The following is a 21,892-nucleotide window of genomic DNA, read 5'->3' as shown; positions in this document are numbered from 1 at the left end:
CGACATTAGCGGGCACATGAGCCACCGGGATGTGGCTTCACGTGTCATATCATTTCATTGACCAACATCATCCCAATTACCGATCATGGCAAAAATAATCATTCAAAGCTCCGAAGACAAGCTAAACGGGATACACTACGAAGTCGACACCAACCAGCAACCTCTTGGCGTAGGTGGTATGGGCCAGGTGTTTAAGGGAACGCGCATAGACTCCCGCACGGGAGTGGCTCGCGATGTAGCTATCAAATTCCTCTTTGACGACCTGTCGGCAGGAGCAATCGAACGCGCCCAACGCGAAGCATCTATACGAATAAGCAATGAGAACCTCATCGAGATGTTCGGCTTCATCACCGTCGAGGAGCCTGTAGGCAACGGCGGAGTGTGCAAGCGCTACCACGTAGTGAGCGAACTCCTGAACGGCGTGATGCTCCAGGACCTGCTTGAAGGCAACATCGTCGACAAGCAAGGACAAGAGGTGCCCTATGCAAGTCAGCTTTATGAACTGGCACAAAACGACCGCACTAAATTTGCCCTCGACATTTCCATAAATGTACTGTCGGGAATCATGGCACTGCACGACAAGGGATAAATACATCGCGACATCGACCCAAGCAACATATTCGTGACTTCCGATGGAAAGATAAAGATAATCGACTTCGGAATAGCAAAGCAAATAAATACACTCGGCACCCAGGACCGTCAGCTGACAACCGCCGGACAGTTCATGGGGAAAGCCGCCTACGCCGCTCCCGAACTCGTAGTGGGCGATGTCGTGCACCAGAACGCTACGACCGACATTTACGCCATAGGCATAATGCTGTTCCAGCTGCTCACGGGGCGCACCCCGTTTGAGGGAGCCACACATGAAGTCCTCGACATGCAGCTGCACAAGAGCATCCCGTTGAAGGATATCCAGAACAAGGAGCTGCGCAAGATAATCCAGAAAGCGACAGCCAAGAAACAGAGCGACCGCTATCAGTCGGCCGCCGAGTTCCGCGTGGCGCTTGAGAACATAGCTCGCAATCCCGACCAAAAGCCTAAGCTGAATTTTGCACTCATAGGCTCAGCGGCGGCAGCAGTGGTTGCGCTCATCATCGGCGTTTCAATCATGGCGGGAGGCGACTCCTCCGATGAACAGGCCGAAAACGCAGCCCCAATTGAAGAGATTGCAGCCATCGAGCCGGCAACGCCCGCCAAGCCCTACTCCATCAACGACCCCGTGACCAAGGACAACGCACAGGAGGCTGTGGAAAAGATCATGAGCGATGAAACCATCGGATTTGACCAGGCCAACAACGCCCTGCAGCAGGTCATAGCCCTCGGCGGCCCCACGGCATCGGAAGCCGCATGGATTTCAGGTCGACTCTATGCAGCCGACGACAAGGCTCTCCCCGGAAAATCCTACTCCGACCCGGCCTCTCCGCAAAAGGCATTTGAGATGAACAGCCTCGCCCTTCAGCTCGACAGCACCAATGTGCGTGCACTGTTTGAGATGGGACAAGCCTACCACGCCGGCGAAAGCCGCACCGGAGGCATGGTTGTGCGCGACCTCGACAAGGCCGCCTACTTCTACAACAAGTGCATCGATCAGGCCCGCAAAAACGGCGACATGGAGTTTATCAACAAAGCCACAATACGCCTTGAGCAGATAAAATAAAAGCGATTTGACACCATGACCCCAATAGTCCAACAAGGCAATCGGATATATCTTACGGTAGGGCGTGACATCTACTGGTATGACATAACCTCGCGCCCGCTCGGAAGCGGAGCCATGGGCACGGTATTCCTCGGCCGAAACCTCAACAACAACCATGACCTTGTGGCGATAAAGCTGGTCAAGTCGGAATACGCATCCATCCCCACCGTGCGCCGACGGGCCCGACAGGAGGGAAGTCTGCAATACGGCCACAACCACCTCATCGAGATGCTCGGCTACTGCGAGAACCATCCGGTCGAAGGCCCGCTCTTCATCGTAAGCAAATACATAAGAGGCATAACGCTCGACGACCATGTGGTGGACAACCTCAATCACCTGCCCGACAGGATAAACAAGATAATAGCCACGGCCTTTCCCGTGCTTGAGGCCCTGTCCTATCTGCACAAGAAAAACATCGTGCATCTTGACATAAAGCCGTCAAACATCATGGTGGAAACAGGCAACTGCAACATTCGACTGATGGACCTCGGCATTTGCAACGTGCGCAGCGCCACCGAGATAACATCGGCAGGCATTCTCGGCACGCCGGGATATGCCGCGCCCGAGCAGTACGTAAAACCCGGTGAGCCGCTCGACATCGACCCGCGCACCGACCTTTACGAGCTCGCCGTGACCTATTACGAGCTGTTGGGAGGCGACAAATCACTGACCAACCGTCAGGGCGACGACAATCCTCCGGCAATTCCCGGTGTCCCCAAGCCCATAATGCAAGTGCTCTACAAGGCTTTGCGCAAATCGCGCGACGACCGATACCCCTCGGCCGACGCCATGATTGCAGCGTTACGCAATGCTCTCGCACCCGCCAGGCCATGGTATGTTCGCCTGTTTCAAAGTTAATCCTATAGAACTCATTATCATACACAATCGTAAATAATGGTACAATTCAACACAAAATATCCGGCTGAAGGCTACGCCGAGTCACGAATCGGCGGACGCAGCGAGAACCAGGACACCTGTGCCTATGTCGACACTCCGCTGGGACTTCTGGTTCTTGTGTGCGACGGAATGGGCGGAGGTCCCGGCGGAAAGACAGCGTCGATGCTCGCCGCCAAGACCATTTCCGACACTCTCCTCGCCACGAAGCCCGACGACGACCGCGAGCTGATGATCCTCAAGGCCGTCAAAGCCGCGCATAAAGCTCTTTTCGATGCAGTAGAGGCCAATCCACAGCTAAAAGGGATGGGCACAACCGTTACGCTGCTGCTCCTCAACGAGCAGTCGGCGATGGTGGCCCACGTAGGCGACAGCCGAATATACCAATTCCGCAACGGACACCGCGTATTTCGCACAACCGATCACTCAATGGTAATGGACATGGTGAAGCTCAAGCGCATCAACGAAGAGCAGGCGCGAGTGCATCCGCAGTCCAATGTCATCACTCGTGCACTCGGACACGGCGAAAGCCCCGTCCCCGACATCGAGGAGCTTCCCTACCTTAAAGGCGACCGTTTTGTGCTGTGCACCGACGGTATATGGGGAGCCATGCCCGAAAAAGAGCTTATAAAGATAATAGGAGGTGTGAGCAATCCCGCCGGAGCCGTTGAAGAAGCAGTCGTAAAAATCGACGACATCGGAGCAAGCGAAGGCGGTCACCATGACAACCTCACAATAGCCATAGTAAATACAACTTCTAACTCTATATTGAAAATTCCCATGTCACCAACTGTGAAAAAGCTGTTGATAGCACTTGCCGCCATTGCGGCCGTCAGCGTAATACTTAACATCGTACTGCTTACCCGAGGCTCAGGCAAGGATAAGGAGAAGCAGGAAACGCCGGTGACGGTAACTGCCCCGGCACAAATCGAGCAGGCAACAATCGACTCAATAATAGAGGTGAGAATGCGCGAGCTTGAAGCCAAGAATCGTGAGCAGCTCGACCAAATCGACAAGATGCTTAAGGACAAGAAAGTTGAGGAAGCCACCAAGTCAATAGGCAACTCTCTTGAAAACCTCAAGGTGCTCGAAAAACTCGATCAGCTTATCGCCCAGCTCAACAAGCTCATGGAAATGAAAGCGGGCAAGGACAAAAAGGCTGAAATAAACAAAACCATCAACCAAGTGAAGGAACTCACCCCACAGCTCGAAGCATTGAAAGTGCCTCAGGCCGACATCAATTATGTAGTCACCGAACTGGGAAAGGAAATATGCACCCGCAATCCGTCGGAAAAAGGCGTTAAGGGCCAATATACATTAATAACCAAGCGCATGCGTCAGATACAAAGCGCCATTCGCACTCATTAATCACAACATCCAATCATGAAAGTAATTACCATAGGACGCGACCCCGAATGCAATATCGTGCTCGATGACAACCTCATAAGCCGCCGACACGCAGTGCTGCGCCTCCACGGCACCGGAAAAATCGAGATTATCGACTATAGCAGCAACGGAACGTTTATCAACGGAACCCGAATTGTCAGCAACACCCCGTTAAAGATACATCGCAAGGACGCAGTGTCATTCGCCCATGCCAAGACCCTTGACTGGAGCCAGATTCCCGACCCGTCACGTAAGCCTCGCATGATCATCCTCATTGTGTTCATTGCCTCGGTGCTCGTCACTATTGCAGGAATCGTGGTGTCGCATCTGCCGGCAAGTAAATCCGATTCCGGTGCATCGCAGGACATCGAGGTCTATGAAAATACCGAGCAACCCGCTCAGGGCAACGGCAATGCTACCGCCAAGCCCGACGGCACAACCGCCCAACCTGAAAAACCTAATCAGGAAGAAGCATCGTCAAGCGACATAAAACTGGCTCCCGACTCCCGCATTCTCAATGAAGTCGACCGCAAGAAGCGCGAACAGATTGAACGCGAGAAGAAGAAAAAAGAGGAGGAGGCCAAGCGCAAGCAGGAAGCTGAAGCAAAGGCCAAGAAAGAGGCCGAAGCTGCAAAAGCCAAGAAAGAGGCACCCCGCCGTCGCGGCACAATGTAACAATGAAAAAACAAAATAAACCAATAACATAAAAAAGCTATGAAACTTTTTAAAATCGGCAGCAACTCAAAGTGTGACATAGTGCTTAATTCGCCCTATGTAAGCGGACTTCATGCCGAACTCACTTCTCTACCTGAAGGCAACTTCATCCTGGAGGACAAAAACAGCACCAACGGAACAACCGTAAACGGTAAAAAAATCGAAGGCGCTAAGGAAATAACCGTAGTAAGAGGCGACAAAATCGTATTTGGCGACACGCCTTTGAACTGGAACGCCATCCCCCAGCATGAAAAATTCACTGATTGCAAAAAGGTTCTCAACATCGGCTCCAACTTCCGTAACGAGCTTCAGATTACCGATCCCTATGTAAGCCGCTATCACGCCATCCTGAAAATCGACAAGAATGGCAAGCCCTACATCAAGGACCTCAAGAGCAAGAACGGAGTGCTGCTTAACGGAATAAAGATACCCGCCAATCAATGGGTGCCCCTAAAGCGCAAAGACACTGTAAACCTTGGCAACATCGACATCACCGACCAAATCAAGGGAGTGATTCCCGTTCCGTTCCCATGGCTTAAGATTGTGGCAGCCGTGGTTGTCGCAGCGGCTGTACTGGTAGGAGGATATTTCGGATACAGGGCTATTGACGGAGTCGGCGGCGGCATTGGCGGTGCCAAACCTACCATCGCCGATGTTCGCACCTCGGTAGTATACGTGACTGCATCATTCCAGCTTAATACCCGTTTTGAGGACTGCCCGATACATCCTGAAATATGGAATGCCGTCATAAGGGCTCATTATCCCAACATCGGCAACTGTGATACCGGCGAACTTCCCGTACAAATTCAAAGCTACAGCGCAACAGCGTTCTTCCTCGACCGCGAAGGTCGCATGGCAACCAACCGCCACGTAGCATCGCCGTGGGAGCTTGAATATCTCCCGGCAAGCGAAAGAGCTGAGATTAGAACCGAAATGGAGAAAATGGTCAATGAGCAACTGCCGCTTGAAATCAACCAGGTGGGACGTGACCTTGTCGACACCTACAATGCGGCCTATCAGATGAGCCCGACCAAATTCATGCTTTGGGGCATGATCTATACCCAGGCCCAGAATCTCTACGCACAAGGCAAGATTTCCGATTTTTACGGCTACATCGACTCCCTTATTCGTCAGCTTAAGAACTGCAAGCGTTCGATTACCGGCAATATGCTCTCGATATCGGTAGGATATGCAGGCATCAACTATACTCATGAGGATGAATACGACCGTTGCGATGTTGTCGCCGTGTCGCCTTCCGACGATATGGACATAGCCATCCTGCAGCTCAACAAGAAGCGCACTCCCGACATTGTCAAGTTTGTATTCTCACCCGAGAACTTCTTTACCGGCACTCTCGAACCCCAGAAGGACAAGCTCATGTGGATCGGCTATCCTCGCGGCAACATGATGGCTCGCGACCAGATAACCCACTCAATCGAGCCCCAGATACGCAACACAGTTTGCTCAAAGGTTCCGAGCAAATACTCGTTTGAGTTCCAGGGCGAATCACTTGGAGGAGCCAGCGGCTCACCCATCTTCAATGCCGAAACATTCCAGCTCGTAGGTGTACTGTGGGGTGGATACACTACCGGTGCCACTTACGGTCTTGCCTGCCAGGCCAAGTATCTTAAGCGATTGTATGACGAAGAAGTAGGTAATATATGATAAAGCGTCTGTTTCTTTTTACTATTCTAATAACTGCAGCAGTTTCGGTCAGCGCCGAAACTGCTGTATGGTCAGTATTGCCCGAGTACAACGGCATCACCCGTCTTAGCGATGACCTGTTTATCGTCGAGAAAGGTGCGCGCTCGGCAATAATCGATGCAAGCGGCAAGGAGGTCATACCCATGACACTCGACTCCATCACCCCCATGGTCGACGGCAAGTCGCTCCTGCTCACCCGCGACGGCAGTGACTTCCGTCTGCGTAGCATCATATTTGAAAATCAGCGCATAGTCAATGTCGATGGCGAATACTTTGTAGGCGACTATCCCTTCTTCTCCGAAGGCATGCTCCCCGTCTACAACAAAAAGGGTTACTATGGCTACATCGACGATGAAGGACGGCTTGCAATTGACTTCAAGTACCGAAACATACATCCGTTTTCCGAAGGTCTTGCTTCGGTAAGCAAGATATCGACAGGCGTGTTCGGTTCAGTAAAGAACAAGGTCAGCGACCTTGCCAACAACATTGCAAAACGAAAGACACGTGTCTACTTCATCGACATGCACGGTAAAGAGCTTAAGCTCCAGAAGGACATAGGCAACATCACCATGGGCAGTACGTTTCTCAACGGCGAAAGCGTCGTAGAGGACACCAAGGGCAACTTCTTCGTCATCAACACCCAGGGCCGAATGATAAAGCGTCTTGGCAGTGAGGATCTCACCTTCGACGACCGGTATTCGGTAGTAAGCGATGACGAAACGCCACAGCCCGTAAAGACTTCGGGTCCCCAGCCGTTCCTGGACAACCGTAAGTACGGTTATCGCTCGGCTAAAGGCGGCGTAGTCGTTGTTCCCCAGTTCAATTACGCCTATCCGTTTGAGAACGGTCACGCCATTGTAAAGAGCGGTGCCTTCTGGGGTATCCTGGCTTTGAGCGACGGTAAATTTGATGTCACAAAACGCATCGTTGTAAAACGCCGCAAAAATGTCGACGAAGTGGTTGAATACAATGTCACCGTTCCCGCCGGATATGCCGACACACCGTTGTCGATGGTAATAGATGCCGACGGACAGAAGAGTGAGGAAACTTCGGAATCAGGAGCCACACGACAATTCAAGATAAAGACTCCGGAATCTGACTACAAGCTCTACCTCATGTCGTCCAACCTGATTCTGTGGTCGGCCAATGAGGATGTGCAGACCAAGATGGAAACAGCCGACATGATGCGCATTTCGGTTTCAAAGAGTTCAAAGGCCGACAAAAACGACCGCGCTCCCATAACCGTGCGCATCAGCAATCCCACCGACGAGGAAGTGACGATTGAAGTGAAGGTCACCGGTGAAAAACTCACCCCTGTCACCAAGACTTTGACCATCCCCGAAAAATCATCGCGTTCGATACACACCGCCTTCAACAATGTCACTGAGGCTTCATCCAAAACAGTGGCCGTGAGCATCGAGGGAAAGACATCGTACTTCAAGGTGAATCCCGTCACTCCATTTTTTGTAGATTTTTAAACTTATTCAAAACATGAAGACAATATTATCCGTAATAACACTGGCATTGGCCACCTCGGTTGCTTTTGCCGCCGACTTTGACGATGCGCTCAACTATGAAACCATCACATTGAAAAGCGGCGATAAAGTGTCGGGCTACATTGTTAGTCAGAATAACTCGGAGTTCTTCACGTTCAAGCCTGTGGAGCAGTATGTCGAAGCCGATACGTGTATCGCCGACACGGCAGTTGTAGAGGTGGTGCCGCTTGACATGGCGGTAGCCGATTCAACTGTGGTTGAGTGCGACAGCGTGGCCGAGGTCGTCGTTGTCGAGCCTGTCGATTTCTCATTGGTCGATTCAGTGGAAGTTGTCGAGGCGGTTGATAATCCGTCGGAAATCCGATTGAATTGGGACGATGTAAGCTATATCGAGCGCAACACCTCGCTGGGCGGCATACTCGATGTAATAGTGCTTGGCGACAATACCGAGTATGTAGGTTACATCATCCGCAACAACCCCGTAAGCGGCATCCGATTCAAGACACTCGACAACAAAGTCCACATGTTGAAATGGGATGACATCGTCATCTACAGCCGTCGTCCGCTCGACCCCGAAAAGTCCATTTTGAGTCAAAGCCCCCTCATTTCGACCTACACATTTGCCGGATTGAAACCCCTTGAGGGACTTATCGTGGAGCAAGACTACGAAACCGGACTTATAACCATCGAAACAACCGATGGCTCGGTTCAGCGCAATTCGGCAAGAATCACCAACATAACCAACAGGCCCAACGAAAACCTATACACTCCTAAACGCAAAACCACCAAGCGCAAAGCGGTGTATTGATTGCCATTGATTATAAAGAGATCTAAATTCAATATCAGAGAGAGAGAAGGGCGCAGCTGCATCACGAGCGGTTGCGCTCTTTTTTTAATTGCCCCCATTCCAACATAAATATGTCGTAGTGTGTTTTTTCTATAGGACAATTTTTAAACACAAACGCCATGACTGATATTAAAATCAAAAGAGCTTACGAAGAAGCCGCTCCTGCCGACGGCTACAGAATACTTGTTGACCGATTGTGGCCCCGTGGAGTCAGCCACGAAAGACTTGACTGTAAACAATGGGCCAAGAACATCGCGCCGTCAAACGACCTGCGCGAATGGTTTCACGAGGACCCCGACCATCGCTGGAATGAATTCATGACGCGTTATCGCGATGAATTGAAGGCATCGCCCGACTTCGTTCCGTTTGTAAATGAGATATCGCAATATCCGGTTGTAACTTTTGTATACGGGGCACATGACGAGCTCCATAACAACGCAGTAATTCTGCGCGATGAGTGCATTGTGGCACTCGACATAACGCCAATTAACAAAATTAATGAAAATATTGTTTGATTGAGTTATAATAACTAAATTTGTATATTCCGCTCCTGTGAGCCTTTTAACTTTAAACCATCATTATAAATACCGCGACAATGAAGAAAATAATTTTGTCATGTGCCTGTGCCATGCTGCTTGCATTTCCCATGGAGGCACAGAAAAAAAGCGCAGTTTCATTCGACTCCTATGAATGGAACTTTGGCAAAGTCAATGCAACCGAAGGGGCTGTATGCCACACTTTTACGTTAAAAAACAAATCAAAGGAACCGGTAAGCATCAGCAAGGCCATACCCAGCTGCGAATGCATATCGGCACAATACCCCACCACCCCGATTGCTCCGGGAAGCACCGCCGAGGTGATGGTTGTGTTCACTCCCGCCAAATCCATCGGTAAAAGCTTCCGCAGCGTGGAGCTTCTCGACGACAAGGGCAAGACACTTGGTGCGCTGTCGGTAGAGGCTGTAGTGAACGAAGGGGCTACACCCGCCACCTACTATCCGTTCCGCAATCCGAAATTATCCAATGCGGAGCGTGTTGAAAACCTCATCTCACTGCTCACCCCCGAAGAGAAAGTGGGATTGATGATGAACAAGTCGATATCAGTCGACCGCCTCGGCATCCCCTCCTATAATTGGTGGAGCGAAGCCTGCCACGGAGTGCGTCAGGACGGCTACACCGTATATCCGCAGCCGATCGGCATGGCCTCGGCTTTCAGCCCCGAGTTGGTCTATAACGTATTCTCAACCGTTTCCGATGAGGCAAGAGCCAATTGGAACCGTTCCGACCACGACATCTTCAACGTGCCCATGGGCGTAATCTACTACCCCGGCAATCCCGAACTTACATTCTGGTGTCCCAATGTCAACATCTTCCGCGACCCGCGTTGGGGACGAGGACAGGAAACCTGCGGTGAGGACCCCTACCTGAATGCAGTGTTGGGTGTGCAGACCGTGCTTGGAATGCAGGGCAACGACGACCGCTACTTCAAGACTCATGCTTGCGCAAAGCACTATGCCGTACACAGCGGTCCCGAACCGTTGCGTCACACCTACAATGCCTCGGTATCGATGCGTGACCTGTGGGAAACCTATCTCCCCGCCTTCAAGGCACTGGTTCAGAAAGGTAACGTGCGCGAAGTAATGTGTGCCTACAACCGTTACGAAGGAAAGCCTTGTTGCACAAGCGACCGATTGCTCGTCGACATCCTGCGCCGCAAGTGGGGATATGACGCAATCGTATTGACCGACTGCGACGCCATCAACAACTTCTACAACAAGGGTCAGCACGAAACTCATCCCGATCCACTGTCGGCATCGGTCGACGCAGTGCTCAACGGCACCGACCTGGAGTGTGGAAAGGTGTTCATGGTTCTCACCGAAGCCCTGGATAAGGGAATGTTGGACGAGAGTGTTCTCGACAACCATCTGCGCAAAACACTCATGGGACGCTTTGAACTCGGTATGTTTGACCCCGCCGACATGATTCCGTGGAGCAACCTCGGTCCCGAGGTAATCAGCAGCGAAAGCAATCATGAACTTGCCGTTCAGGCCGCACGCGAATCAATGGTGCTGCTCGAAAACAACGGTGTGCTTCCGCTCTCCAAGAGTATCAAGACAATCGCCGTTGTAGGCCCGAACGCCGACGACACTTCAATGCTCAACGGTAACTATGGCGGTACACCCACCGAAGCTCACACCCGCTCGTTGCTCGAAGGCATACGCGCTGCATTGCCCAACACCAAGGTCATCTACAAAAAAGCTTGCGAGCTGGCCGACGAATACTCTACAATTCCCCACCTTCAGGAGTTCAACGACGGCAAAGGCGTATTCGTAGAGTTCTACAACAATGACAACCTTAGCGGAGAACCCGCCAAGACCGACTACTACGACAAGATTGACTTCTCTACATTCGGAGCATGGGGATTTGCCCAGGGCGTAAGCAAGGACACCTTATCGGTAAGAATATCGGGCAGCTACAAGGCTCCATTTACCGGCGATATGCAATACACTCTCGCAACCGACAACGGATACGTACTCAAAATCAACGGTGAGGTTGTCGACAGCGCAGCCGCAGGATCATCACGACGCGGATTCGGATTTGGACGCGGTGCCGTCGACTATAAGTCATTCCCCGTAAAAGAGGGTGAAACCTACGATGTAGTCATCGAATACAAGCATGGCAAATCCAACTTCGCAATGTTGCGCGGCGACATCTGCCAGCGTCAGTTGGTTGAATTTGACGATGTAGCCGACGCTGTAAAGGATGCCGAGGCAATCATTGTCATAGGCGGTATCTCGGCACGCATGGAAGGTGAAGGCGGCGACAAGGCCGACATTGAGCTTCCCAAGGTTCAGCAGCGACTGTTGCGCGCAATGCACGCTACAGGAAAGCCCGTCGTAATGGTTAACTGCTCGGGATCGGCAATCGCTTTCGGCAGCGTGGAAGGACAATATGACGCTCTGCTTCAGGCATGGTATCCCGGACAGGGTGGTTCGCAGGCTTTGGCCGAAGTGCTCCTCGGCGACTATAACCCCAGCGGAAAGCTTCCCGTTACGTTCTATCGCTCCAACGACGACCTGCCCGACTTCCTCGACTACAGCATGGACAACCGCACCTACCGTTATTTCCGCGGCAAGGCTCAATATCCGTTCGGTCACGGACTCTCCTACACCAGCTTCGATTATGGAAAGGGTCGTCTGTCAAAGTCATCGATGAAGTCCGACGGCAAAGTTACGCTCACAGTGCCCGTGACAAATACCGGCGACCGCAAGGGTGACGAAATCGTACAGGTCTATGTCAAGGCTCTGGACTATCCTGAAGCTCCCATCAAGTCGCTTCGCGGATTCCAGAAACTCTCTTTGGCACCCGGCGAAACAGCCAAGGCTTCTATAACTCTCGACGGCGAGGCATTTGAATACTACGATCCCTCTATCGACGAACTGTCGACCCGCCCGGGACGCTATCAGATTCTCTACGGATGCTCGTCACGTGACGAAGATCTACAGTCTATCGACTTTGTAGTGAAGTAACAATTCACTTTTTATAACAACACAGTCCCGTATCGACACCTGACATCACGGAGGTCGATACGGGATTTTTTCGTAACTTTGCATCATGGCAGAAGTGATAAAATTGCCGGCTTCACAAAATCCACGTGTGCCGGAACCCCGATTCCCATTCCGTCATCTGGTGCCGCTACAAATGCGGTTCAACGACATCGACATGCTCGGTCACCTGAACAACGGAGTGTATATAGCTTTTTTCGATCTTGGCAAGAGCCGTTACTTCCTCGACATAATGCCCGATGGCGTCGACTGGAAGCACATCAACATTGTAGTAGCCAACATAAACTGCGACTTCCATGCACCCACCTATATATATGAGGAAATAGGTGTCGTGACAACCGTTACCGAAATGGGCGAAAAAAGTTTCGTCATGGAACAGCGCATCGTCAACACCAAAAGCGGCGAAGTAAAGTGCGTAGGGCGAACAGTCATGGTGGGATTTGACATCGCCACGGGACATTCGGCACCTATCGAACAGAAATGGATTGACGCAATTGAACGTTACGAAGGACGAAAACTTTAGAATGAACCGAACTCTCTACGTAACCGACATGGACGGCACCCTGCTCGACGACACCAGCAGGGTAAGCCCCGAATCGGCCGAAATAATAACCGACCTTACACGACGTGGCGCCTTGATAACCGTTGCCACAGCCCGCACTCCGGCCACGGTAAGTCCGCTGCTTGCCCACACCGTGACATCGCTTCCGGCAATAGTCATGACCGGAGCCACCTTGTGGGACCGCAACTCGATGCGTTACATCGACACCCGGTTCATATCGCCCGAAACATCACGACTCATACGCGCTGCCGCCGACCGTCACGGTGTAAATCCGTTCATATACACATTCGACGACAAAGGCATGCTCACAGTCTACCATAACGGCGAGCGAAGCATCCACGACGACAAGTTCATCAACGAGCGCATGAAGTTACCCCTTAAACGCTTCCACATCGATGAACCGGCGGGAATGAATCAGTCAATCCCCAACACCGTGCTCTTCTTCGCCATGGGACCCTGCGAACGCATAAATGCTCTTGCCGACGACATTCGCCGGTCAATCGACTGCTCGGTCAGCAACTATGTCGACATCTTCGGCAAGGATGTGGGCATCATCGAGATATTCGCACCCGAAGTGAGCAAGGCCAATGCCGTGAAGCGTCTTGCCCGTGACATCAATGCCGACCGCGTAGTTGTGTTCGGCGACAATCTCAACGACCTCCCCATGATGCGGATAGCCGACCTGTCGGTTGCCGTGGATAACGCATTGCCCGAAGTGAAAAATGCCGCATCGACAGTCATCGGACCAAACACCTCCCACTCGGTAGCCCGATTCATAGCCGAAGACTTCGAGCGAATGCAATAATACTCACGGCTCAGCCGTTGTTATTACATCATGGCCGACATTTACGACAAGCGACGCTACGGCACAATGGCATTCCTTGCCGTTGCAATAGCTCTTGTCGCAATATTCCTCTACATCTCCAACCGAATCGTACGCGAACTTGCCGCCCAGGAGCGCGAGCGCATGGAGATATGGGCCGACGCCACGAAAGCAATTGTCGCCCCCGAAACCGACAACAGCGACATAGCCCTCCCCGGCTCGGCCGACATCGATTTCCTGTTACGCATAATCGAGGGCAACCGCAACATCCCCGTATTGCTCACCGACAGCGACGACAACATCCTCCTCTACCGCAACTTCAATCTGCCGGAACCGGTCGACACTCTTCAGCCCTACTCTATTTCCGAAAGAAACAGCAAGTACCTCAACGACAAACTTGCTTCGATGAAGAAAACCAACAACATCATACACATCACCATCTCCCCCGACAACGAGCAGATGCTATACTACGAGGACAGCCGGCTGCTGAGAATGCTCAACTACTTCCCCTACATCATGCTGGTTGTAATGCTGCTATTCATCACTGTCGTCTACTATGCCGTGACATCAACCAAAAAGGCCGAACAAAACCGGGTGTGGGTGGGACTCTCCAAGGAAACAGCCCATCAGCTCGGCACACCCATATCGTCACTTATGGCATGGATCGAGCTGCTGAAAAGCCGTGACATAGACCCGACCGTCACCGAGGAGATGGACAAGGATGTAAACCGACTGTCGACCATAGCGTCACGATTCGGCAAAATCGGCTCACGCCCCGCCATGACCCCGGTCGATGTAAACACAGCGGTATCCAATGCCACCCGATACATGGCCGCCCGCATATCAAGCCGCATCGCCTTGAAAGTGAATCTGTGTCAGCATCCTCTCATTGTTTCAATGAGCGCACCGCTGCTTGAGTGGGTCATGGAAAATCTCATAAAAAATGCCGTAGACGCCATGAAAGCCGACGGAGTAATCACCGTGACCACATCACGCACTCCCCGATATGCGCTGATCAGCGTCAGCGACACAGGCAAAGGCATTCCTCACAATCATTTCAAGAAAATATTCAATCCCGGCTACACCACCAAGAAACGCGGTTGGGGACTCGGCCTTACGCTCGCAAAGCGCATCGTCGAGCAATACCATCACGGACACATATATGTAGCGTCGTCGGATCCGGGCAAAGGCACCACGTTCAACATCGAGCTTCCCGTGTCACACCCGGGTGATGCGCTTCTGTAGCGGATACCACAGGAAGCCTCTCACCTCCACATCGGGATAGATTTTTGAAATCAACCTCATATACCCTTTCACCTGCCTTATATATCCTGAAGGCTCTTCCTCGCCAAATTTATAGTCGATGACATCGATCGTGCCTTGCGAGGTCCACACCACCCTGTCGGGACGGTAATTTCGCACACCGTCACCCGTTGGCACGGCAATGGTGCTCTCGCGCAACAGTCGGCGATAACCCTCAAACCACTCATCAACCCGTTCGTCGGAAAGTGCTTCCGACAGCTCGGCAATATATCCGTCAATCTCGTCGTCATCGATAAAGCCGCGTGCGGCACGACGGCGCACGGCGCGCTCCACATCACTGCGGTTACGCACTCCGCTCATTATCGAATGTAGCACGATGCCTCGTCGGCGCGGACGCTCCATATCCTCAAGATCCTCTATTCGGCTCATCTCCCATATTCCCTCGTTGTCGTAGGAATAGTAGGCCGGCATCTCCACCATCGGTTCTTTCCGCTCTTCCGCTTTATGATCTACCGCCTCGCCAAATTCAAAGAGGTCACAGGAGTCAACATGATTCTTCAACGGGGCAAGCAATCCGGGCAACGGTTCATTGTTGCTGCAAAATGCAGCATCGGCCACTGAAAAAGCGTTGGCGAGCAGAAAATCGGTCGTAGGCAACGATGTACCGTCGAGCTGCTCGCTCTTAATCTTCTTCACCGGCGTGTAGTAGAACATCAGTTCGTTTACCGCACGCGTGCATGCCACATAGAGCAGGTTAAGCCTGTCGACATATTTTTCCGAAACAATCTCCTTATAGCGCGAATCAAACATGGTGCCCTCAAGAGCCTTGCCGACCGACAACGGCACAAACGGAGGCACGCAATCCTTGTCAAATCCGTCACGCACAAAGTCGTCAATAAGACTACCCTCGGCGTTACGTGTTCCAAACCACGCTATATCCGACTGACGGTTGTGAGGCAATCCGCAAAACGGTATGTGCACACACGGGAATTCCAGTCCCTTGGACTTGTGTATCGTCATCACCTTTATGGCATCGAGCGAAGCCGGAGTCGACAGCTTGCTTGAGCATCCTGTAGCATCCCACCACTTTATGAATGAATGTATATCGGCATCGGCATGTGAACAGAAGTCTATCACCATGTCCTGAAACGCGCACACATATACATTCTCACGGCTCAATGTATCAGCATCGACATAACGGCCTATAATTCTCTCCACAAGCGACGGAAGATTGATGCATGTCATGTCGGCAGCCTCCATGGCAAGTTCATCGGGTGTGTCGTCGACAAATGCCCGCTCAAGCGCACAGGCTGCGTCGTCGCCTTCCGACGAAAAATATTCGTATCGGTTGACCAACCGCGCTATGAGCTGTTGCGGCGTCGGTGTTTCGCCGTCAAGGGGCTGTCGGGCATCGATGAAGCGCAACACGCTGACAATCTTTCGCACCGACGGAGCTGCACTTATCGCCAGTGAATCGTCGCTCAGCACCCTCAGATTGCGGAGTTCTTCATCCTCAAGCTTAGCTTCAAGCAGCCGTTCAATGACTGCGCTTCCCTGAGTCCACTTGTGTACCAGCACTGCTATATCGCCCTGACGGTAACCCTGTTTCAGCTGACGCTTTATCTCCTCCACCATGTCGTCGAGAGCATCGTCCCCACACGGGATAGCCTTGACATAACCCTTCATCTCCTTTTTGGCGATGTTCTGCACCACTCCCGCATAATGGTCAACGACCTCCTTCAGCTCAATGCGTGACATCAGAGCCGTGAACAGGGTGTTGTTGAATTGCACTATCTCACGCGCACTACGCCAATTGGTGTTCTCCTCGACACTGTCGCCAAACAGACGACTGTCACGCTCAAACTCCTTGGGAACATCATAGCTCAGCAACTTCGGGTCAGAATTGCGGAACCTGTATATCGACTGCTTTTCATCACCTATTATCAGATTGTCATTGCCTGTCGAAAGGCTCTCTCTCACAAGTGCGCCAAGGTTGATCCATTGAAGGCGCGATGTGTCCTGAAACTCGTCGATAAGGAAGTGACGCAGCCTCACTCCCATTCGCTCATAGATGAACGGTGCCTCCTCCTGATTTATGATTCGTCGCAATATATCGTTGGTGTCGCTGAGCACTATCGAGTTGTTCTCCTTCTGCACCTCCAGCGCATGATGCACTATATCGCCTATGAGTCCGAGATTATAGACATTGGCGCGCATCAGCTTATAGGTGTTGTAACGCTTTGTCAACGCTATGCAGTCATTCAGCAATCTCCCTATGGCATCGTCAAGGTCGGCCGAGAAAAGCTGTGCCTGTCTTACCTTGTAACGGGCATCGGGATTGGCAGCCGCCTTAATCACCGTCATGTTGAGATCCCTCACTCCACCGATGCTCCACTCTCTCAGTCGGTTCATCAAATGATAGTTGACACTGCCCGCGAGGCCCTCACGCTCGATTGCCTCACACACTCGGGTCGCCTCGGATGAAATAACCTTCGGAATCTCCGTGATTTCGCTGTTAAGTTTCTTGGCAAACTCCGATATCTTGTTTTTGTCGGCAAGATAATCCTGAATCTCCTTGGCGTTCAGCTTATACACTTCCGACAAGGCACTATTCACAAAATCCACGAGCTCGCCGTTAAATCTCGATCCGCGGTTGAATATGTTATAGGTTTCCCCGGCCTCTATCTTCGACAGCATGTACTGTTCGAGCCAGGCGATGAGCATGCGCATGTCGCCGCTTCGTCGCGACTCCTCGGGGGTGGCGCGGTTTATCGACGACAACATTTCGCTCACGCCTATGGCTATGGCGTTCTTTTCATTAAGTTCCACCTCGTAGTTGCCGGTAAGTTCGGCTTCGCGGGCAAATGTACGCAACACCGTCTGAAAAAAAGCATCGATGGTGCTCACATTGAAAAAGCTGTAGTCGCCGAGGAGTGAAAAGAGTGCATCGCGGGCTGCATTGGCAAGCTGCGTCGAGTCACACCCGAGCTCATCACACAACCGCGCCTCATAGTCGCTCCGGCCTCCCTTCACGGCATCGACATGCGCAAGCATAGCGAGTTGCTGCACGATGCGCCGCTTCATCTCGTCGGTGGCCTTGTTGGTAAACGTTATGGCAAGTATCGCGCGATGACGCTTCCTGTCCGATGCAAGTCGATAATTTCCCTGTTCGTCGCCGACGCCGAGCAGTAGCTTTATATAATTATAGGTGAGCGTATAGGTTTTGCCCGAACCGGCCGATGCCTTGTGGATATTGAGCATTTATATGTAATGACGGGTTATATGATTCGGCCTTTGTAGCCCAATGAATTAAGCGCGGCAAGCACATCGTTGCGACGGTCGCCCTGGATGAGTATCTCTCCGCCGCGTGCCGAGCCGCCTGTGGCAAGCTTGCGTTTCAAAGCCGAAGCCAATTCGGCCAACTCGCTGTCACTCCCCGTAAATCCAGTTATTATGGTCGCCTTCTTTCCTCCGCGTCCCTTCTTCTCCAATATGATGTCGAGCCTGTCGGCACTGACGGCAGCCGGGCGTGTATCGGCATTTTCGGCCGACACATCATTGTCGTCACCTTCAGGCAGGTCGGGATTACGGTCGAGGAAATCCTGCAAGACCGATTGCAAATCAATGTTCATGGCTTTTAAGGTATCATGTATGAGTCATCGTCGGGCACTACCAACAACGTGTCGCCCTGCTCGTCAATTTCAGGCACTGCGGTGGTGCTGCGCACTATCGACGACAGCAACACTACTTGTGCCATCTCGTCGACACCGAGTCGGCTGTAATAATCTATCGCTCCCGCCGAGTCACATTCAAGGGAGTGCATATAGGCCTGACGGGCATACTCCACATTGTCGTCACGGTCGGTGTGGTCGGCAAGCTGCATGTAAAGTATGGCAAGTTCACACAAATCCTCTACTTCTACATTGGAGTCGTCACTCTCGACCGCATTGCGCACCTCGTCACACATGCTCTGCGCCGAAGCAAAGTCATTGTTCTCAATCAACAGCCGTGCACCGGCAAGATTCTCGGTGGTAGTTGCGGCGGTACATCCGGCAAGCATCACCACGAGCAGGCTAAATAGCACAATGTGAAGTTTCATAGAGTGTATATTCATAAATTTCGGTTATTGTTGTCAATCTTTATCGGGAGTCACCTTGCGATGGTAGAGATATTCGATGCCGTCCTTGGCAAGTGTAAGGCTCAACTCGTCATGTCGCGTTATAAGTCGTGAATATTTAGGCGTGACATCACCGAGAACCGAAGTGTCGCCCTCGGTCACGATTTTCGTAACATCATTGTCGATTACAAGCGAATCGTTCACGACATTCCATGTACCAGGTACCTCTATAGTCAACACATCGGGCTTTATGGCTCGCATCACCGATGTCCCGTCGTCGTTCAATTCAAGCACGGGAGTGTCATCCGACAGCTCGTTATTATAGTAAACACCCACTATTTCACGCGCTTCAGGCGACAAGCCACTACACGACGACAGCAGTAATGCTGACATGAAAGCTGAACACGAATATTTCATTAATGACCTGAATATTTTGTTATCTATCGCAAATTTAAGAAATTTTCCGTTTACACAATTATTTATCGGCAGTAATTTTTCCATCCTCATCGCGACAAATGTCCGTAAACCTCGGCAGTGCGTGCGGCTATCGCATCCCAGTCGTAACGTGACATGTCGTAACAGCGTCGCCGCGGAGCCACACCGAGCTTGGTGTCGATAAGCCGGGCAAGATCGTCACAGTCGCCTCGCTTGAAAAAGTCGGAGCCGTCGAGCTCACTCAGCCGGTTGGCTCTGATGTCGCTCACCGCCACATCAAGGCCATAGCTCATCGCCTCAAGCAGTGCAATGGGCAAGCCTTCATGATAGGACGGCAGCACGAATAAGGCCGAATGTGACAGCAGCTGTTGCAGAGGCTCTCCCGAAACGTATCCCGGCATTACCACTCCGGCTTCGACGGCCATATCCTTCAGCTCGTCGCTGTAATCGTCGCGATGGTCGGCATCTCCGGCTATAACCAGTCGGAATCCCTTTGTCCTGATTTTTCCGAACGCCTTTATCAAGTCATGGAAACCCTTCTCCTTTACCAGCCGGCCCACCGCCAACACATAACGGCCACGCTCCACACCTATTGATTTAAGATAGTCGTCGCCCTCGGTCACGCATGCCGGCTCGACTCCGTTGGGAATCACCGTGACATCGCCTCGCCCGTATTTCGACTCAAGCACATCGGCAATAGGCTGCGATATGGCAATCACCTCATTGGCAAAACGCACGCCGACCCGCTCACCCATGCGCAAAACGGCCCTGGCCGCTCTTCCCCACTTCTCACGTTCATAGTCGTGACCGTGATTGGTGACCACCACTTTCATTCCCAACAGTCGGGCAAGCGGTACAAGCAGCGAAGGCCCCACCGCATGCAGATGCACTACATCGGCACGGTCGATGCCTGCCTTGACAACTCCGAGCAGGGTGTGACATATAGCCTCAAGACTCTTTATCCTCGGGGCATATACATCAATAAGACGCACCCCCCGATACTCGTTGCGCGGCGCAACATAGCAACGCCTTCTCACGACCGTCACATCCATTCCCATGGCCGCAAGCCGTGGATAAAGCCGCTCGCAGTGGGTTTCCACCCCTCCCGCCACATAGGGAATGCCTCGTGTGCCTAATACGTATATCTTCATGACCCGCTATATATCCTCATCAATGAATCGTAATGCCGTGACGCGCTGAATCGCGCTCGTGCGTCACGAGCTATCGCCTCGTTGTCGCGAAGTGAGCGCCACTCCTCTTTCATGGCTCGTGCAAGGTCGTCGACATCGCCCGACATGAACAACCGCCCGTTGCTGCAGTCAATTAGTTCGGGAATACCGCCTGTTGCGGCTCCCACCACAGGAGTGCCGCACGACAACGACTCGATTGCCGAGAGCGGATTGTTTTCCCAGCACTCCGAGGGAACGACCGAAAAGCGCGCTCCGCGTATCAGTTCCATGACTCCCTCACGGTCAAGTTTACCTAAAAACTCTACATTCCGGCAATCGCCGTACCGGCTCTTCAGTTCATCGGACAACGGGCCATCGCCGGCCACTTTCAACGGCAGCGACGACATTGTTGCCGCCTTCATCAGCCTGTCGACACCCTTCTCCTCCGAAAGCCGCCCCACATAGCAGCAATAATCACCCCGCCGCGGTGCTGCATCGTCACGACCCTCGGGCGACTCGTCCACGAAGTTGCACACTACGTGGATTTTTCGTGCGTCATATCCGGCGCGTATCATGACATCGGCCATAAAACGGCTCGGACAGATGAAAGTATCCACACAGCGTTCAAGCACCGTGCGCCGCCAACGCCAAGCCTCGGCAAAGGCAAGCGCCGAGGCTTTAATGCTATGCTTCATACACCTGTGCAACAGCACATTGTGCTGGCGGTTGCCGAAGCAGTCGGTGCAATCAACACCGTTGCGGCGACAACTGTAGGCGGGACACACAAGCTTATAGTCATGGAGCGTCCACACCACCTTTATGCCCCGTTCATGGGCCATAGTCGCTACAACGGGCGACAGGTAGGAGTGAATGTTGTTGAGGTGAACCACATCGGGCCTCACGCGGTCGATGATGGCCGAAAAACGGTCCCTCACATCGCCAAAGCCCAGTACGCGCCGCGCCGCCGGAAGCAAGTGTGCATCACGGCCGAAGAATTTCACCTCGGGAGCAAAGAAGCCGCTCCATCGCGAAGGTTCGTTCAGCCCGTAGTCCATGGCAAACACCGCCACCTCATGGCCGCGGTCAAGCAAAAGTCGTTCAAGATTAAGAACATAGACACATGCGCCTCCTCGACGATAGTAGAATTTGCTTACCAATAGCACATTTGACTTCATGTACGCAAATTTAACTAATAATTCATTCTCCCAAAATTTTCATCAA

The 21,892-nt window shown here is 52.2% G+C and carries 17 protein-coding genes and 1 pseudogene; 12 read left to right on the top strand and 6 right to left on the bottom strand.

Annotated elements, in window-relative coordinates; all coding sequences use genetic code 11:
• Nucleotides 1-85: 85 nt before the first annotated feature.
• The 12 genes and pseudogenes from E7746_RS00910 (at nt 86) to E7746_RS00855 (ending at nt 14,932) form a co-directional block, all read left to right on the top strand.
• Nucleotides 86-1,657 (top strand): annotated as a pseudogene (locus tag E7746_RS00910) (protein kinase domain-containing protein).
• Nucleotides 1,658-1,672: 15 nt separating this feature from the next.
• Nucleotides 1,673-2,554: a serine/threonine-protein kinase gene (locus tag E7746_RS00905; RefSeq protein WP_136409548.1), complete on the top strand. Its 882-nt coding sequence runs from the start codon at nt 1,673-1,675 to the stop codon at nt 2,552-2,554.
• Nucleotides 2,555-2,590: 36 nt separating this feature from the next.
• Nucleotides 2,591-3,958: a PP2C family protein-serine/threonine phosphatase gene (locus E7746_RS00900; RefSeq protein WP_136409547.1), complete on the top strand. Its 1,368-nt coding sequence runs from the start codon at nt 2,591-2,593 to the stop codon at nt 3,956-3,958.
• 15 nt (nt 3,959-3,973) lie between these two features.
• Complete coding sequence (locus E7746_RS00895) at nt 3,974-4,651, top strand: FHA domain-containing protein (RefSeq protein ID WP_136409546.1); 678 nt, start codon at nt 3,974-3,976, stop codon at nt 4,649-4,651.
• A gap of 39 nt (nt 4,652-4,690) precedes the next feature.
• Nucleotides 4,691-6,355, top strand: a complete 1,665-nt coding sequence (locus tag E7746_RS00890; RefSeq protein ID WP_136409545.1) for an FHA domain-containing protein — start codon at nt 4,691-4,693, stop codon at nt 6,353-6,355.
• The gene (locus tag E7746_RS00885; protein ID WP_136409544.1) at nt 6,352-7,872 is read left to right on the top strand and encodes a WG repeat-containing protein; all 1,521 of its coding nucleotides are present in this window, start codon (nt 6,352-6,354) and stop codon (nt 7,870-7,872) included. Before E7746_RS00890 ends, E7746_RS00885 begins: the two co-directional genes overlap by 4 nt.
• A gap of 13 nt (nt 7,873-7,885) precedes the next feature.
• Nucleotides 7,886-8,698, top strand: a complete 813-nt coding sequence (locus tag E7746_RS00880) for a hypothetical protein (protein ID WP_136409543.1) — start codon at nt 7,886-7,888, stop codon at nt 8,696-8,698.
• A gap of 158 nt (nt 8,699-8,856) precedes the next feature.
• Nucleotides 8,857-9,252, top strand: coding sequence for a DUF488 domain-containing protein (locus tag E7746_RS00875; RefSeq protein ID WP_136409542.1), 396 nt, complete (start codon nt 8,857-8,859; stop codon nt 9,250-9,252).
• Nucleotides 9,253-9,332: 80 nt separating this feature from the next.
• The gene (locus tag E7746_RS00870; RefSeq protein ID WP_238337277.1) at nt 9,333-12,266 is read left to right on the top strand and encodes a glycoside hydrolase family 3 C-terminal domain-containing protein; all 2,934 of its coding nucleotides are present in this window, start codon (nt 9,333-9,335) and stop codon (nt 12,264-12,266) included.
• An 85-nt stretch (nt 12,267-12,351) separates the two neighbouring features.
• Nucleotides 12,352-12,825 carry an acyl-CoA thioesterase gene (locus E7746_RS00865; RefSeq protein WP_135946486.1) on the top strand — a complete coding sequence of 158 codons (474 nt, stop codon included), beginning with the start codon at nt 12,352-12,354 and terminating at the stop codon, nt 12,823-12,825.
• Between the two features lies 1 nt (nt 12,826).
• Nucleotides 12,827-13,669, top strand: a complete 843-nt coding sequence (locus E7746_RS00860) for an HAD-IIB family hydrolase (RefSeq protein WP_136409541.1) — start codon at nt 12,827-12,829, stop codon at nt 13,667-13,669.
• Between the two features lie 30 nt (nt 13,670-13,699).
• Complete coding sequence (locus tag E7746_RS00855) at nt 13,700-14,932, top strand: sensor histidine kinase (protein ID WP_136409540.1); 1,233 nt, start codon at nt 13,700-13,702, stop codon at nt 14,930-14,932.
• Here E7746_RS00855 and E7746_RS00850 read toward each other — a convergent pair.
• The 6 genes from E7746_RS00850 to E7746_RS00825 all read right to left on the bottom strand — a co-directional run bounded on the left by E7746_RS00850 (nt 14,906) and on the right by E7746_RS00825 (nt 21,846).
• Nucleotides 14,906-18,211, bottom strand: a complete 3,306-nt coding sequence (locus E7746_RS00850) for a UvrD-helicase domain-containing protein (RefSeq protein WP_136409539.1) — start codon at nt 18,209-18,211, stop codon at nt 14,906-14,908. The two genes, E7746_RS00855 and E7746_RS00850, sit on opposite strands and share 27 nt — an antisense overlap.
• A gap of 17 nt (nt 18,212-18,228) precedes the next feature.
• Nucleotides 18,229-18,582 (bottom strand): translation initiation factor, encoded by a 354-nt coding sequence (locus E7746_RS00845; protein ID WP_136409538.1) that lies wholly within the window; start codon nt 18,580-18,582, stop codon nt 18,229-18,231.
• Nucleotides 18,583-18,587: 5 nt separating this feature from the next.
• Complete coding sequence (locus E7746_RS00840; protein WP_136409537.1) at nt 18,588-19,049, bottom strand: hypothetical protein; 462 nt, start codon at nt 19,047-19,049, stop codon at nt 18,588-18,590.
• 33 nt (nt 19,050-19,082) lie between these two features.
• Entirely contained in the window at nt 19,083-19,460 is a 378-nt protein-coding gene (locus tag E7746_RS00835) for a hypothetical protein (RefSeq protein ID WP_136409536.1), read from the bottom strand.
• Nucleotides 19,461-19,570: 110 nt separating this feature from the next.
• Entirely contained in the window at nt 19,571-20,653 is a 1,083-nt protein-coding gene (locus E7746_RS00830; protein ID WP_136409535.1) for a glycosyltransferase family 4 protein, read from the bottom strand.
• The gene (locus E7746_RS00825; protein ID WP_136409534.1) at nt 20,650-21,846 is read right to left on the bottom strand and encodes a glycosyltransferase; all 1,197 of its coding nucleotides are present in this window, start codon (nt 21,844-21,846) and stop codon (nt 20,650-20,652) included. The genes E7746_RS00830 and E7746_RS00825 overlap by 4 nt, the downstream gene beginning before the upstream one ends.
• Between the last annotated feature and the right edge of the window lie 46 nt (nt 21,847-21,892).

Origin of the sequence: Muribaculum gordoncarteri (assembly GCF_004803695.1) — a bacterium.
Lineage (GTDB): Bacteria > Bacteroidota > Bacteroidia > Bacteroidales > Muribaculaceae > Muribaculum > Muribaculum gordoncarteri.
The sequence above is the reverse complement of the archived record's forward strand: the minus strand, read 5'-3'. Positions and strand labels throughout refer to the sequence as shown.